Source organism: Ruegeria sp. AD11(2025), from assembly GCF_056542405.1.
In genome coordinates, this window is the sequence record NZ_JBQFZU010000022.1 from 39,373 (window position 1) to 52,934 (window position 13,562).

Here is a 13,562-nt window from a genome sequence, read left to right on the forward strand (position 1 = left end):
AAGGTATGAGGATATGTCATATGATCGCCCCGCGTCGCTTCCTGCCCTCGATCCCGTCTTTGCTTGCGCTTGAGGCTGTTGACCGCCTCGGCAGCGCCTCTGCCGCCGCCGAAGAGCTTTCCTTGACGCAAAGCGCGATCAGCAGGCAACTCAAGTCGATGGAAGAACAATTGGGTGTGGACTTGATCCAGCGCAGCCAAATGCGGTTGCACCTGACACCAGCGGCCAAAGAATACGTGCAAGTTGCGCGCGTTGCACTGACCCATCTGGCGCAGGCATCGCTGAAGCTGAAAGCCAACCCCACCGGAGGATCGCTGAACCTGTCGATCCTTCCCGCCTTCGGCATGCACTGGCTGGCCCCGCGCTTGCAAGATTTCGCTCGTCGCCACCCGGAGGTCACGGTGAACCTGAACACCCGCCTGCGCCCGTTTGACTTTGACGCCGAGCATTTCGACGCCGCGATCCACTTCGGCCAGCGCGACTGGGCCGGTGTGAATTACCTGCGTATCATGCGAGAAGATGTGCTGCCGGTGTGTTCACCCGACCTGCTGCCCGATGACGCCGATGACATCGGATGGCTGACGGCGGCCCCCTTGCTGCACCTTGAAACACGCCCGGACGCTTGGGAAAGGTGGTTCACCACACAAGGCCATGAGGCTACCGGAATACACGGTATGTTGTTCGATCAGTTCTCGACCATGGGGCAGGCAACAATACACGGGCTAGGCGTGGCATTGCTACCAAGCTACCTGATCGAAGCAGACCTAGAGGCGGGTCGACTCGTACCGGCCTGGCGCGGACCGGGGGTGAGCCTTGGGGATTTCTATCTTGTCTGGCCGCAATCGCGCGCGGAATCCGAACCGCTCAGGTCATTTCGCGTGTGGCTGCAAGGTCAAATTGATCAAGTACCACAGTTGTAAGATTTGCATTGGAGTTCCCAGCGCGGCCTTCGGCCTTGCGTCCTCCTTCCGTTGGGCCAGAAACACTGGCGACGGACGGGGAAACCCCCGGAATTGTTAAGTATCCAGAGACCGGGCGATAAGTTCCTTCATGATCTCATTGGTACCACCATAGATCATCTGAACCCGCGCATCCGCGTAAAGGCGGGCGATCGGGTATTCCATCATGAACCCGTAACCGCCGAACAGTTGCAGGCATTCGTGCATGACCTCGTTCTGAACTTCCGATCCCCAATACTTCACCATCGAGGCCGTGGCAGCATCAAGCGTTCCCGCCTCGAGCCGCGCGATACAGTCATTGACGAAGCTGCGCAGGACCTCGGCCTTGGTCTTGCACTCGGCCAGTTTGAAGCGGGTGTTCTGAAAATCCATCACCCGTTGGCCGAACGCCTTACGCTCCTGCGTGTATTTCACCGTCTCCGCGATGGCGAAATCTATCGCGCCGAGCGCCCCGATACCGATGGTCAGACGTTCCCACGGCAATTGTTTCATCATCTGATAAAAGCCCTGCCCCTCTTCCGCGCCCAGAAGATTGGTCATCGGCACCTTGACGTCTTCAAAGAACAACTCGGCCGTGTCATTGGCCTTCATCCCCAGTTTCTTCAGGTTTCGACCCTTGCGGAAACCCTCTGCGCCTTCGGTCTCCACAGCTATCAAAGAGACACCCTTTGACCCCTGCGTCTTGTCGGTCTTGCAAGCCACAAGGATCAGGTCCGCCGACTGACCGTTTGTGATGAAAATCTTGGACCCGTTCAGCCGGTAGGAATTGCCATCCTTGTCTGCGGTCGTCCGAATGGATTGCACATCCGAGCCGGTTCCAGGCTCGGTCATGGCCAGCGCACCGACCATCTCACCCGAGGCCAGACGCGGCAGCCATTTCTGCTTTTGATCCTCGCTGCCATAGGCGTTGATGTAGTGAACGACGATGGTTTGGATCGCATAACCCCACCCTGAATCCCCGTGCGAGGCCTGGGCGTAGAGCGTCACCGCATCAAACCCGATACCACCCCCCACACCGCCATAGGCTTCCGGAATCGCACCGGCCATCAACCCCATTTCACCCGCCTTGCGCCACATGTCACGATCAACAACGCCGTTTTCGTTCCAGCGGTCGAGATTGGGTGTCAGTTCTTCCCCCATGAACCGGTCCGCCATTTCGGCAAACATCTGATGCTCTTCAGTCACCCAACCTGCGGTGGTGGTAAACAGTGGCATACGACATCCCTCCCTTGCTTTTGCCTGAACAGCCTAGCTTTAGAGGTTTCGCATTCCAATCCGCCCCGAGGCAACGCAACGCAACGTCGCTTTGATGATCAGGCCCGGTTCAGACCAGCGCGTTTTCCAACAGAACCTGTGCGGCCGCTTTGGCATCGTGTGCCGGATCACAGGATTTCAGAAACACCGCCGCGACAATCGCGCCCTCCTGCAACAGCACAATCTGACAGGCCAGATGTTCCGGGTCGCGCACACCGGCCTTGTGGGCCAGGTCCGTGAAATGATCCAGCAATATCTGCTTGTGTTCCGCCGACTGTTTGTGGATCGGATGATCCTCCTCCTGGTATTCTGCGCCGGCCTTGATGAACATGCAGCCGCGATATTCTTCCTCACTGAACCACTCGCCCAGCGCATCGAAACTGGCGATCAATTGCCCGGCCGGAGTGTCGGACAACTCGCTGATACGGTGCAGGAAATCCTCGCGAAAGCTCTCGTCCCGCAGCTGCAACGCAGCAAGAATCAGGTCCTCTTTGGTGCGAAAATGCTTGTACATCGAGGTCTTGGACACCCCCGTTTCAACCACCAGCTTGTCCATTCCGGTGGCATGAAACCCATCACGGTAAAAAACCTGCAGGGCTTTGCGGACCAGTTCGTCACGTTTGTTCGGGCGCATATACGAACTCCTGAGTGTACAGGTCAGTACATAATGACCGATTGCCTAAATCACAACCTCCGAGAGAGCCTGCGCAAGGTTTCAAAATAATATTTGCAAAAGTTTACCGATCGGTACATATTGAGTGCAAGATGTACCGATCTGTTAACTTTGGAGTAATCAGATGAGACGCCATTCCAGCCTTTTCTCTTCTCAATATGTCCCGGTCATTTTGGCCCTGGCGATGATTGCAGCCGTTTTGACATGAAAGACTGAAAAATGAACCGCCCCCCTCTGCCCCCCTTCACGTTGGAAACCGCCACTCGGAAAGTCCGCATGGCGGAAAACGCCTGGAACAGCCGCAACACTGATGTGGTCACGCCAGCCTATACAGATGACAGCCAATGGCGGAACCGCACCGAATTCCTGACTGGTCACACTGACATCCACGCCTTTTTGTCCCGCAAGTGGAACAAAGAACTGGAGTACCGACTGATCAAGGAACTTTGGGCCTTTTCCGGCAACCGCATCGCCGTACGCTATGCATATGAATGGCGGGATGACAGTGGACAGTGGTTCCGTTCTTACGGCAACGAGAACTGGGAATTCGCCGAGGATGGCCGAATGGCCAAGCGTCATGCCTCGTTGAACGATCTTCCAATTTCGGAGGCCGACCGCCTGTTCCATTGGCCACTGGGTCCCCGTCCCGACGATCACCCCAGCCTGACCGAATTAGGCCTGTGAAAGGATAGAACATGCCACGCGCCTTTTCCGAACTGACCTTTACCCCGGCCGTCCGGGCGCATCAGGAGAGGATGGGCTCGGCCGGGACCTACGCCAAGTTCATCGAAGGCGGCCCTCAGCAAGGGCATCAGATCGGACCGACCGAAAAGGCATTCATCCAGGCGCGCGACGGTTTTTATCAATCCACCGTGTCCGAAACCGGCTGGCCTTATGTCCAGTACCGTGGCGGGCCTGTCGGATTCCTGAAGGTGCTGGGCCCGCAAACCATCGGCTATGCAGATTTTTCCGGCAACAAACAGTATATCTCGCGCGGGAATCTGGACGGGAACGACCGGATTGCGCTGATCCTTATGGACTATGCCAACCAACGGCGGCTCAAGATACTTGGCCGGGTAGAGTTCTCCGAGGGTGAGGCCGCAGCGGCAAGCCTGTACCCCGACGGTGCCGAAGCCCCCGCCGAGCGTGCCGCCCTCATCCGGGTGGAAGCGCTGGACTGGAATTGCCCGCGCCACATCACTCCGCGCTTTACCGAGGCCGAGCTGCGCCCGCATCTGAACGCGCTTGGGCAGCAACTGGCGCAGCTTCAATCCGAGAACGAAAAACTGAAACAGCAATTGGCCCAGCGGTCCTGACTCCCTGACTGGACTGGTCACAACAAATGTAAGGAGCCCTACACATGCTGCGATCTGCGTTGAACATTGCCAGCTTTTGCGCGATTGGCGCTCTGCTATTGGTCGCGGCCCTGACGTTGGCCTTCTTTGCCTCGCCGGAATCTGTGCGCAGTTCTCCGCCCATGATGTACGATTCCCTGCTGTTAGATCAGCTTTTCGACCGCTGACTCCCCCGCTAGTAAATTTCCTATAAATCTAACATGACCCCTTGACCTTCCCGTGACTGGAACCCCCATCTGGAGGGAGAAGTTCTCTACAGGATGAGTCGGATGGCCACGCCGCAGACAATTCAGCTGAAAATCTCGGGCATGGGATGCGCGTCTTGCGTGGGGCGGGTGGAAACCGCGCTGCGCGACGTGCCGGGGGTGTCAGAGGCCTCGGTCAATATCGCGACCGAAACCGCGCAGGTGACATATGACGGTCAGATCGGGGCGCTGACCGAAGCGCTGAGCCTCGCCGGTTACCCGGCAGCGACACGGGAAACAACGCTGAAGATCGGCGGCATGAACTGTGCTTCTTGCGTGTCCAAAGTCGAACGCACTTTGAAAGCTGATCCAGCCGTAATCGAGGCGCAGGTCAATCTGGCCACAGAAAGCGCGACGATCACCTATATTGACGGCGCAACCGACCCGCAGGCGCTGGCGAAACGGTCTGAAGACGCCGGGTATCCGGCCCGTGTGGCGGATAGCGCTGGCACATCGACCGACCATGCAAAAACCGAAGAAGCCCACACGTTGGTCAAAGTGACGGCACTTGCCGCCGTTCTGGCCTTGCCCGTGTTCGTGCTCGAGATGGGCGGTCACATGATCCCGGCCTTCCACCATTGGGTACACGCCACCATCGGGCTGCAGAACAGCCATTTCATTCAGTTTGCTCTGACCACACTGCTGTTACTTGGACCGGGACGTGTGTTCTATGACAAGGGTATCCCCTCACTGCTGCGTGGATCACCGGACATGAACGCGCTGGTGGCTTTGGGCACGGGCGCGGCTTACCTGTTCTCGGTCACCGCGACCTTTGCGCCGCAGCTTCTGCCGCAAGGCAGCGCCAATGTGTATTTCGAGGCAGCCTCGGTCATCGTGGTCCTGATACTGCTGGGACGGGTGATGGAAGTGCGCGCCAAGGGCCGCACCGGCGCCGCGATCCGTAAACTGGTGGGGCTGCAGCCTAAGACTGCGCGGGTTGAAATGGATGGAGCCATCATTGATCGGCCAATTGCTGACATCACGGTAGGAGATATCCTGCAAATCCGCCCGGGTGAGCGGGTACCGGTGGATGGAGACGTGCTCGACGGGACTTCATATGTTGATGAAAGCATGATCACGGGCGAACCCGTGCCCATTGGCAAGGCGCCCGCCGATCAGGTCGTGGGTGGTACGGTCAACGGCACCGGTGCGTTGCGGATCCGTGCCACGCGGGTTGGGGCCGACACCGTACTGGCGCAGGTCATACGCATGGTAGAACAGGCGCAGGGGGCCAAGCTGCCGATTCAGGGGCTGGTCGACCGGATCACCGCCTGGTTTGTGCCGGTGGTTATTGCCGTGGCCTTGCTGACCATCGCGGTCTGGCTGATCTTTGGCCCTGCACCCGCCCTGCCGATGGCGCTGGTCACCGGAGTTTCGGTCCTGATCATCGCCTGCCCCTGCGCCATGGGGTTGGCGACGCCGACCTCGATCATGGTGGGCACCGGGCGCGCGGCTGAGCTGGGCGTGTTATTCCGCAAGGGCGACGCATTGCAGCAATTGCAACAGGCCAAGGTGATCGCACTGGACAAGACCGGAACGCTGACGCTGGGGCGGCCCGAACTGGAAGGCATCACCATCACAAACGGCTTTGACCGCGACACTGTTCTGCGACTGGCCGCTGCGGTCGAGGCGCAATCCGAGCACCCGATTGCCACCGCTATAAGCCGCGCAGGACCGACAGATTTGCCATCGCCTTCAGAGTTCCAATCTCTGACCGGGCTGGGCGTTCAGGCAACGATCGAAGGCCGCGAAATCCTGATCGGATCGCCCCGCCTGATGGCGCAGCACGGGGTCGACCTGTCCGACCTGACCGCTGAGGCCGACCAGCGCGCCAGCGAAGGTGCCACGCCGCTGTTTGTCGCGATAGACGGTCAGGCTGCGGCGCTGCTGACGGTTTCGGACCCGATCAAACCCGGCACGCGACAAGCGCTGCAGCGCCTCCACGCGATGGGCCTGACGCTGGCGATGGTGACCGGCGACAACGCCCGCACGGCGCAGGCCCTGGCCGACAGGCTGGGCATCGACCACGTCACGGCCGAGGTCCTGCCAGATGGCAAGCTGGCCGCAATCACCGCGTTGCGCGATCAATTCGGCACGCTGGCCTTTGTCGGCGACGGGATCAACGACGCCCCCGCACTGGCGGCGGCGGATATCGGTGTGGCCATTGGCACTGGCACCGACGTGGCCATTGAAACGGCGGATGTGGTGCTGATGTCCGGCGATTTGCGCGGTGTGGCCAATGCGGTTGAGATCAGCCGCCGCACCATGCGCAACATCCGTCAGAACCTCGGCTGGGCCTTCGGCTATAACATTCTGCTGATCCCGGTTGCTGCGGGCGTTCTGTATCCGTTCAGCGGACATCTTCTTTCCCCTGCCCTTGCTGCCGGGGCGATGGCTTTGTCCAGCGTCTTTGTGGTTTCCAACGCTCTGCGCCTGCGTCGCGTGCGGGCTAGCCTGCCTGAGGTACTGCAAGGCCCTGAAACGCATGAGGTCACGCCATGAATATCGGAGATGTAGCAACCCAAACCGGGCTGCCTGCCAAGACGATCCGGTACTACGAGGATATCGGTCTGATCAAACCGCTGCGAGACAACAACGGCTATCGACGGTTCCGCGCACAGGACGTGCACAAACTCAACTTTCTGGGCCGTGCCCGCGCCTTGGGTTTCACGATCGAGGATTGCCGCACCCTGATGGCCCTGTACGAAGATGAAACTCGCGCCAGCGCCGATGTCAAAAAGGTGGCCCGGGCACATCTGGCGCAGATCGAGGCCAAGATCAGCGACCTCAACGCCATGCGCGACACGCTGGGCCATCTGATCGACGCCTGCGCCGGGGATGATCGGCCCGATTGCCCGATCCTTCAGGATTTGGGCGGCAAGCCCTGACGCGGGGTTGCTCTTTGGGCGCAGCTTTGCTTTGTCTCTGCCCAACACTCCGGCCTGCTTAACGAAATGGGACCGGACAGCAGAGAGGATCACCAAATGGCAATAGTTGCGTTTCTGGGCCTGGGCGTCATGGGCTATCCAATGGCAGGCCACCTGCAGGCGGCGGGTCACGAGGTGACAGTTTTCAATCGCACCGCAGCAAAGGCCGAGGACTGGGTGGCCCAGCATGGCGGCGCCATGGCCGCCACCCCGAAAGAGGCCGCACAGGGCGCGGATTTCGTGATGGCCTGCGTCGGCAACGATGATGACCTGCGGATGGTTTGCACAGGCGAAGATGGCGCATTCCAAGGAATGGCCGAGGGTGCTACTTTCGTCGATCACACCACCGTTTCCGCCAAGGTGACCCGCGAATTGTACACAGCAGGGCAGGCGCAAGGGATCGCCTTTGTGGACGCACCGATTTCGGGAGGACAGGCAGGCGCCGAGAATGGTGTGCTGTCGATTATGTGCGGCGGCGATCAGGCCGCCTATGATGCGGCCGAGCCAATCATGCAGGTCTATTCCAAAATCTGCCGCCGGATCGGCGACAGCGGCGCAGGTCAGATGACCAAGATGTGCAACCAGATCGCAATTGCCGGTCTGGTTCAGGGCCTCAGCGAAGCGCTGCATTTTGCCGAGAAAGCCGGACTGGACGGGCACTCGGTCGTTGAGGTGATCAGCCAGGGTGCGGCAGGCAGCTGGCAGATGGCAAACCGCTATGAAACCATGCTGGACGACCACTTCGATCACGGCTTTGCGGTCGACTGGATGCGCAAGGATCTGGGGATCTGCCTTGAGACGGCCAACGAGACCGGGGCGTCTCTGCCGGTGACGGCTCTGGTCGATCAGTTCTACAAGGATGTTCAAAAGCTGGGCGGTGGCAGATGGGATACGTCGTCGCTGATCAAACGGTTACGCGCATTGGACTGATGGCAAGGGGCTGTCTGCCCCCTCTTGGCTCGGGGAAGAGGCCCCCGGCAATAAAGGAACTGGAAATCGCATGAGCGGCATGACGGAATTCTGGGCGAATGCCCTGCGCAAGCATTGGGGGCTGGACGCCAAGTTGGAGCGTCTGGATGGCGAATACGACCTGAACTTTATGGTTCGGGCAACGAACGGTCAGGATTACGTGCTCAAGGTCATGCGTGCGGGTTGCGAGGCCGAATTTGTGGACCTGCAAGTCAAGGCGTTGGCGCATATTGCGGACGAAGCACCAGGGCTGCCGTTCCCGCAGGTTTTCCCGGACCTGAACGGATTACTGCTGCCCGAGATCGCCGATCAACACGGAGAGGTACGGCTGGCGTGGCTGCTCGAAGGCCTGCCGGGGCGGTGCTATGCTAAAACGGCACCCAAATCTGAAGGACTGATCCTGAAGCTGGGTCGTGTTTTGGGCGCGACCGACAAAGCGCTGGAGCGGTTTTCTCATAAAGGGCTGCATCGCGCGGATTTCAAATGGGATCTGACGCAGGCGGGCTGGATCGCCGATCAGTTGGATGCGATTACTGATCCCCTGCGCCGTGAATTGCTTTCTGAGATTTGCGGCAAATTCGACGCGATTTCCGGGCAACTGTCGGGCTTGCCCAAACAGGCCATCCACAACGATGCCAACGACTATAACATTCTGGTCGAGGGTGAGTTGGGGCAACGCCAGAGCATCTCGGGGCTGATTGATCTGGGCGACATATGCGCGGCCCCGCGTATCTGCGATCTGGCGATTGCGGGCGCTTATGTCGTTCTGGACCATCCCAAACCCGAACGCGCATTGGCGGCGCTGGTGCGTGGCTATCACGCGTCTAACCTGTTGCGCGCGGATGAGGTCGATCTGATCTGGCCGTTGCTGCGGATGCGGCTGGCGGTGTCCGTGGTGAATTCTACCCTGATGGCAGAGGATAACCCGGACGATCCTTACGTGACCATCAGCCAGGCCCCGGCCTGGCGGTTCCTTGAGAATACGGGCTTGAACAGTGACCTGATGTCGGCTCGTCTGCGCACCGCTTGCAACCTCCCCGTCACAGACGGGGCTGAGCGCATCCACGCCTACCTGTCCGAGCATCGCGGACAGTTTGCGTCAATGTTCGGCCAGGATCTGAGCGATGTTCCCATGGGATCGTTGTCGGTCGAAAGCTCGACCTGGCCGCAGAACCCATTTCACATGCCGCCGGAAGAAGCCGCACGCGTGGGTGAGGAGTTCGGAGAGGGCCTGTGGCTGGGTTACTACAACGAACCCCGGCTGATCTATGCGGAACCCGGGTTCCGCAAGGGGCCTTGGAAGGCGTCGGACCGGCGCACTGTGCATCTGGCGGTGGATGTGTTTGCCCCGGCGGGCACCGTCCTGCACGCGCCTATGAGTGGACGCGTCGAAGCCATCGAGAACCGCGAAGGGTATCTGGATTATGGCGGGGTGGTGATCCTGCATCACGAAACACCCGAGGGTGATCCGTTCTATACGCTCTACGGTCATCTGGACCCCGAGGTCTGCGACCGGTTGAACCCGGGTGATCCGGTGGCACAGGGCGCGGCCTTTGCCCAACTGGGCGATGCCAGCCAGAACGGCGGCTGGGCTCCGCATGTGCATTTCCAACTGGCTCTGACCACGGACGGAATGCAAAACGACTGGCCTGGCGTCGGCGATCCGGATGAGATAGAGCTGTGGCACGCCATCTGCCCCAACCCGGCAGCGTTGCTGAACCTGCCGGATGAAAAAGTGTTCTATCGCCCCACCGACAAGCACACGATCCTTCAGGGGCGGCAAGATCACTTCGGGGGCAATCTCAGCCTAACCTATGACGATCCGGTCATGCTGATGCGCGGATGGAAGCACCACCTGTTTGACGAATGGGGTCGCCCCTATCTGGACGCTTACAACAATGTCCCGCATGTGGGGCACGCACACCCGCGCATTCAGGCAGTCGCGGCGGATCAGCTGAAGCGGATGAATTCGAACACCCGCTATCTGCACCCGGCACAAACCGCGTTTGCCGACAAGGTGTTGTCGAAACTGCCGGATCATTTCGATGTCTGCTTCTTCGTCAACTCGGGCACTGAGGCCAATGAACTGGCCCTCCGGCTGGCCCGGGCCCATACCGGGGCCAAGGGGATCGTAACGCCGGATCACGGCTATCATGGGAACACCAACGCGGCGGTTGCGATCTCGGCCTACAAGTTCAACAAGCCGGGCGGGATCGGTCAGGCCGACTGGGTCGAACTGGTCGAAGTAGCGGACGATTATCGGGGGTCGTTCAAACGTGACGATCCCAACCGCGCCCGGAAATACGCTGACCTCGTAGACCCTGCGATTGCCGCCTTGCAAGACAAGAAACAGGGCGTGGCCGGGTTCATCGCAGAGACCTTCCCCTCGGTCGGTGGTCAGATCATCCCCCCCAAGGGCTATCTGCCTGCGGTATACGAGAAAATCCGGGCAGCCGGTGGCATCTGCATCGCCGACGAAGTGCAGACCGGGCTGGGGCGTCTGGGCGAATACTATTTCGGTTTTGAACATCAGGGCGCCCTGCCGGATATCGTTGTCATGGGCAAACCCATCGGCAACGGCCACCCTTTGGGCGTGCTGGTGACAACCAAAGAGATCGCCCGCAGCTTTGACAACGGGATCGAGTTCTTCTCGACCTTCGGCGGTTCCACACTCTCGTGCCGGATCGGCAAAGAGGTGTTGGATATCGTCGATGACGAACGCCTGCAGGACAACGCCCGTGAAATGGGCGCGCGCCTGATGGACGGCCTGCGCCAGATCGAGGCCGATTTCGGCTGCGTCGGAGACGTTCGAGGCATGGGTCTGTTTCTGGGCGTCGAATTGATCAACCCCGACGGGTCCGAGGGCACCGAGATCTGCAAGTACGTCAAGAACCGGATGCGCGATCACCGCATCCTGATCGGCAGCGAAGGACCAAAGGACAACATCCTGAAAATACGGCCGCCTCTGACCATTGAGGCCGAGGATGTGGACATGATCCTCTGGGTGCTGCGGGATGTATTGGCCGAAGTCGGCGATTATGCCCCTGCCCCGACCTTCGTTCATGATCATCACCACGCCGGGTGCGGGTGTTGCTGACAAGAAAAAACCCCAGCGCGAGGGAGGCCGGGGTTTTACGCTTGCCTGCTGCTTATTGCAGCACGGCAGCGGGGGGTTGGTGCCCGGTCGTGGGCATTGGAACAAGCGCTGTCATGCGACGCAGTGCCAGTCCAAGTTCCTCGGACAGTGAGGCCAACGCGGGCGCGAAATCCGCCCGCACAATCAGGGATGCCATCATCATCGCGTCTTCGCGATCCCCTTCCGAGGCCGCTGCGATCATCTGCGCAAAGCAATTCTCATCCGCGCCCAGACAGGAACAGCCCAACCCGTGACGGATCAGCGGGCGGCGCCCGTGATGCGCGCATAAGGAACACAACTGGTCCAGCGTCATCATCGCGGCGTGTCCGCTCTCTGTGCCCAGCGCGATTTGAAAGTCGCTTGCGGCGTCCGAGCGACCCTGCGCACCGTCACCCCAGAGCCGCAAATACAACACGGCGCCGGCTTCGACCGGGCTCAGATCGGCAAGGCGACCAACGGCCGCCCCGCCGCGAGGGTGGCGTCCGCTCATTTCGTCAGGATCAGCTTGCCGGCGCGAGTGATGCGCAGGGTGTACAGCTGGTCGCCTAGCTCGATATGGGCCAGGTTTCCACCCTTGGTCAGGTCCTCAGCCTTATGGGCAGGCAGCAAGGACACGGCGTAGGATTGGCTGGGATTCGGGTTCTGCATATTCATCAGGACAACTCCAAGTGGTCTCAGGCGAAATGCCTTGATCTGTTCGCGTTTTTCTCGATCTGGCTGACCCGAAATGGGGTTGGCTGCTCACTTCCCGTTTAATCTGATTATTTTACTCAGGTATGTCAAGCTAGATCTTACAGAATCTCCAACCCAATGTGATTGTGTCAAAAAATCAGGCGGGATAGAGGTCATTTGCGAGACATTAATCAGACGGGGCTGCCGATGAGCGCGACAATCATGTTCGATCTGGACGGGACGCTGGTGGACAGCGTTGCGGACATTGCCGCAGCGACCAACAGGATGTTGCACGACAACGACGTGGCTGCCCTGCCTTTGGAACAGGTTCAACAATTCGTAGGCAACGGCCTGCCCAAACTGGTGGAACGTGTGATCCTGCATTGTAACCTTTCAATGGACCGTCACGCAGATCTGACCCGACAGACCCTGACACACTACAACGCCGCGGCCAGTGACAAAACCGTCGTCTATCCCGGCGTGATGCGGGCGCTGGAACAGTTGCGCGATATGGGCTGCGTGTTGGGTGTCTGCACCAATAAACCCGAGACCCCTGCGCGTCATGTGCTCGAGGCAATGAACCTGGCGCATCATTTCGACGCTGTTCTGGGTGGCGACAGCCTGCACACCCGCAAGCCGGACCCGGCTCATCTGGAGGCCAGTTTCGCCGCCGTCACCTCCTCTGGTCCGCAACTGTTCGTGGGTGACAGCGAGGTAGATGCAGAAACGGCCTGCCGTGCGCAGGTGCCGTTTCTTCTGTTCACCGAAGGTTATCGCAAATCACCGGTCGCCGAGATTCCGCACACCACCAGCTACAGCGATGCGTCAGAGCTTCCGGCACTTGTCACGCACGTTCTGCAGTCGCTGGGGGAAACGCGTAGGTAGGTTTGGGGGATCGGAACGGTTTGTATCAGTTTACTGAGGGGCCGGCCGAGGGGGTATGTAGCCAGCCCCTCATAGGGGAAAAGTGGTATCGTTCGAAATGATCCGATCAATAAGTTATAGTTAACGAATTACCCCATTTCCCGGTATTGGGGGTTTCCCGTAGACCGTCAAAGGACGTTGAAATTGCGAGGTAATTTTTTGCTTTTTTGTGTCTCGGATCGGGTTGCAATCAGAAAACTCCTTGGCAATGCCCTCTCCGGTAAGAAAATGGCGGGGTGAAAACGACCCCGCCTGACGCCTCTGCAAGCACTGCTGCGCACCGCCCGAAAGAAAATACCTTCCTGTTTGCGGCGATCGTCCGGCCTTGGGGAACAGTTCGCAAAGCCGCTGAAGCGACCAACCAACCCGAGGCGCAATCTGCGCGAGTTGCAGGAATGAGAATACTGCCGCAATGATCCCAAGGGCAAAGCCGGAACGGACCAGTCGC

General features: G+C 59.6%; 13 protein-coding genes. 9 read left to right on the forward strand and 4 right to left on the reverse strand.

The window, feature by feature from the left end; genetic code table 11:
• Positions 1-20 precede the first annotated feature (20 nt).
• Positions 21-920, forward strand: coding sequence for a LysR substrate-binding domain-containing protein (locus ACR1XY_RS18130; protein ID WP_480595324.1), 900 nt, complete (start codon positions 21-23; stop codon positions 918-920).
• A 96-nt stretch (positions 921-1,016) separates the two neighbouring features.
• On the opposite strand, the gene ACR1XY_RS18135 is transcribed toward ACR1XY_RS18130, so the two are convergent.
• Both ACR1XY_RS18135 and ACR1XY_RS18140 read right to left on the reverse strand, forming a co-directional pair.
• Positions 1,017-2,174: an acyl-CoA dehydrogenase family protein gene (locus tag ACR1XY_RS18135; protein ID WP_480595325.1), complete on the reverse strand. Its 1,158-nt coding sequence runs from the start codon at positions 2,172-2,174 to the stop codon at positions 1,017-1,019.
• 109 nt (positions 2,175-2,283) lie between these two features.
• Positions 2,284-2,847: a TetR/AcrR family transcriptional regulator gene (locus ACR1XY_RS18140; protein ID WP_480595326.1), complete on the reverse strand. Its 564-nt coding sequence runs from the start codon at positions 2,845-2,847 to the stop codon at positions 2,284-2,286.
• Positions 2,848-3,105: 258 nt separating this feature from the next.
• Here ACR1XY_RS18140 and ACR1XY_RS18145 point away from each other — a divergent pair, with 258 nt between their 5' ends.
• From ACR1XY_RS18145 to ACR1XY_RS18175, 7 genes are all read left to right on the forward strand, one after another.
• Positions 3,106-3,570, forward strand: a complete 465-nt coding sequence (locus tag ACR1XY_RS18145) for a nuclear transport factor 2 family protein (RefSeq protein WP_480595327.1) — start codon at positions 3,106-3,108, stop codon at positions 3,568-3,570.
• A gap of 11 nt (positions 3,571-3,581) precedes the next feature.
• A complete protein-coding gene (locus ACR1XY_RS18150; protein ID WP_480595328.1) occupies positions 3,582-4,202 on the forward strand; it encodes a pyridoxamine 5'-phosphate oxidase family protein in 621 nt (206 codons plus the stop codon).
• A gap of 44 nt (positions 4,203-4,246) precedes the next feature.
• On the forward strand, positions 4,247-4,408 hold the full coding sequence (locus ACR1XY_RS18155) for a hypothetical protein (protein ID WP_480595329.1): 162 nt from the start codon (positions 4,247-4,249) through the stop codon (positions 4,406-4,408).
• Between the two features lie 102 nt (positions 4,409-4,510).
• On the forward strand, positions 4,511-6,988 hold the full coding sequence (locus ACR1XY_RS18160; protein ID WP_480595330.1) for a heavy metal translocating P-type ATPase: 2,478 nt from the start codon (positions 4,511-4,513) through the stop codon (positions 6,986-6,988).
• The gene (gene cueR, locus ACR1XY_RS18165; protein ID WP_480595331.1) at positions 6,985-7,374 is read left to right on the forward strand and encodes a Cu(I)-responsive transcriptional regulator; all 390 of its coding nucleotides are present in this window, start codon (positions 6,985-6,987) and stop codon (positions 7,372-7,374) included. Before ACR1XY_RS18160 ends, cueR begins: the two co-directional genes overlap by 4 nt.
• Before the next feature lie 96 nt (positions 7,375-7,470).
• Complete coding sequence (locus tag ACR1XY_RS18170; protein ID WP_480595332.1) at positions 7,471-8,343, forward strand: NAD(P)-dependent oxidoreductase; 873 nt, start codon at positions 7,471-7,473, stop codon at positions 8,341-8,343.
• A 70-nt stretch (positions 8,344-8,413) separates the two neighbouring features.
• A complete protein-coding gene (locus ACR1XY_RS18175; protein WP_480595333.1) occupies positions 8,414-11,479 on the forward strand; it encodes an aminotransferase class III-fold pyridoxal phosphate-dependent enzyme in 3,066 nt (1,021 codons plus the stop codon).
• 52 nt (positions 11,480-11,531) lie between these two features.
• On the opposite strand, the gene ACR1XY_RS18180 is transcribed toward ACR1XY_RS18175, so the two are convergent.
• Together ACR1XY_RS18180 and hemP are read right to left on the reverse strand one after the other, a co-directional pair.
• Entirely contained in the window at positions 11,532-12,008 is a 477-nt protein-coding gene (locus tag ACR1XY_RS18180; protein ID WP_480595334.1) for a hypothetical protein, read from the reverse strand.
• Positions 12,005-12,172: a hemin uptake protein HemP gene (gene hemP / locus ACR1XY_RS18185; RefSeq protein ID WP_480595335.1), complete on the reverse strand. Its 168-nt coding sequence runs from the start codon at positions 12,170-12,172 to the stop codon at positions 12,005-12,007. Before hemP ends, ACR1XY_RS18180 begins: the two co-directional genes overlap by 4 nt.
• A 225-nt stretch (positions 12,173-12,397) precedes the next feature.
• Here hemP and gph point away from each other — a divergent pair, with 225 nt between their 5' ends.
• On the forward strand, positions 12,398-13,075 hold the full coding sequence (gene gph, locus ACR1XY_RS18190; protein ID WP_480595336.1) for a phosphoglycolate phosphatase: 678 nt from the start codon (positions 12,398-12,400) through the stop codon (positions 13,073-13,075).
• Positions 13,076-13,562 lie beyond the last annotated feature (487 nt).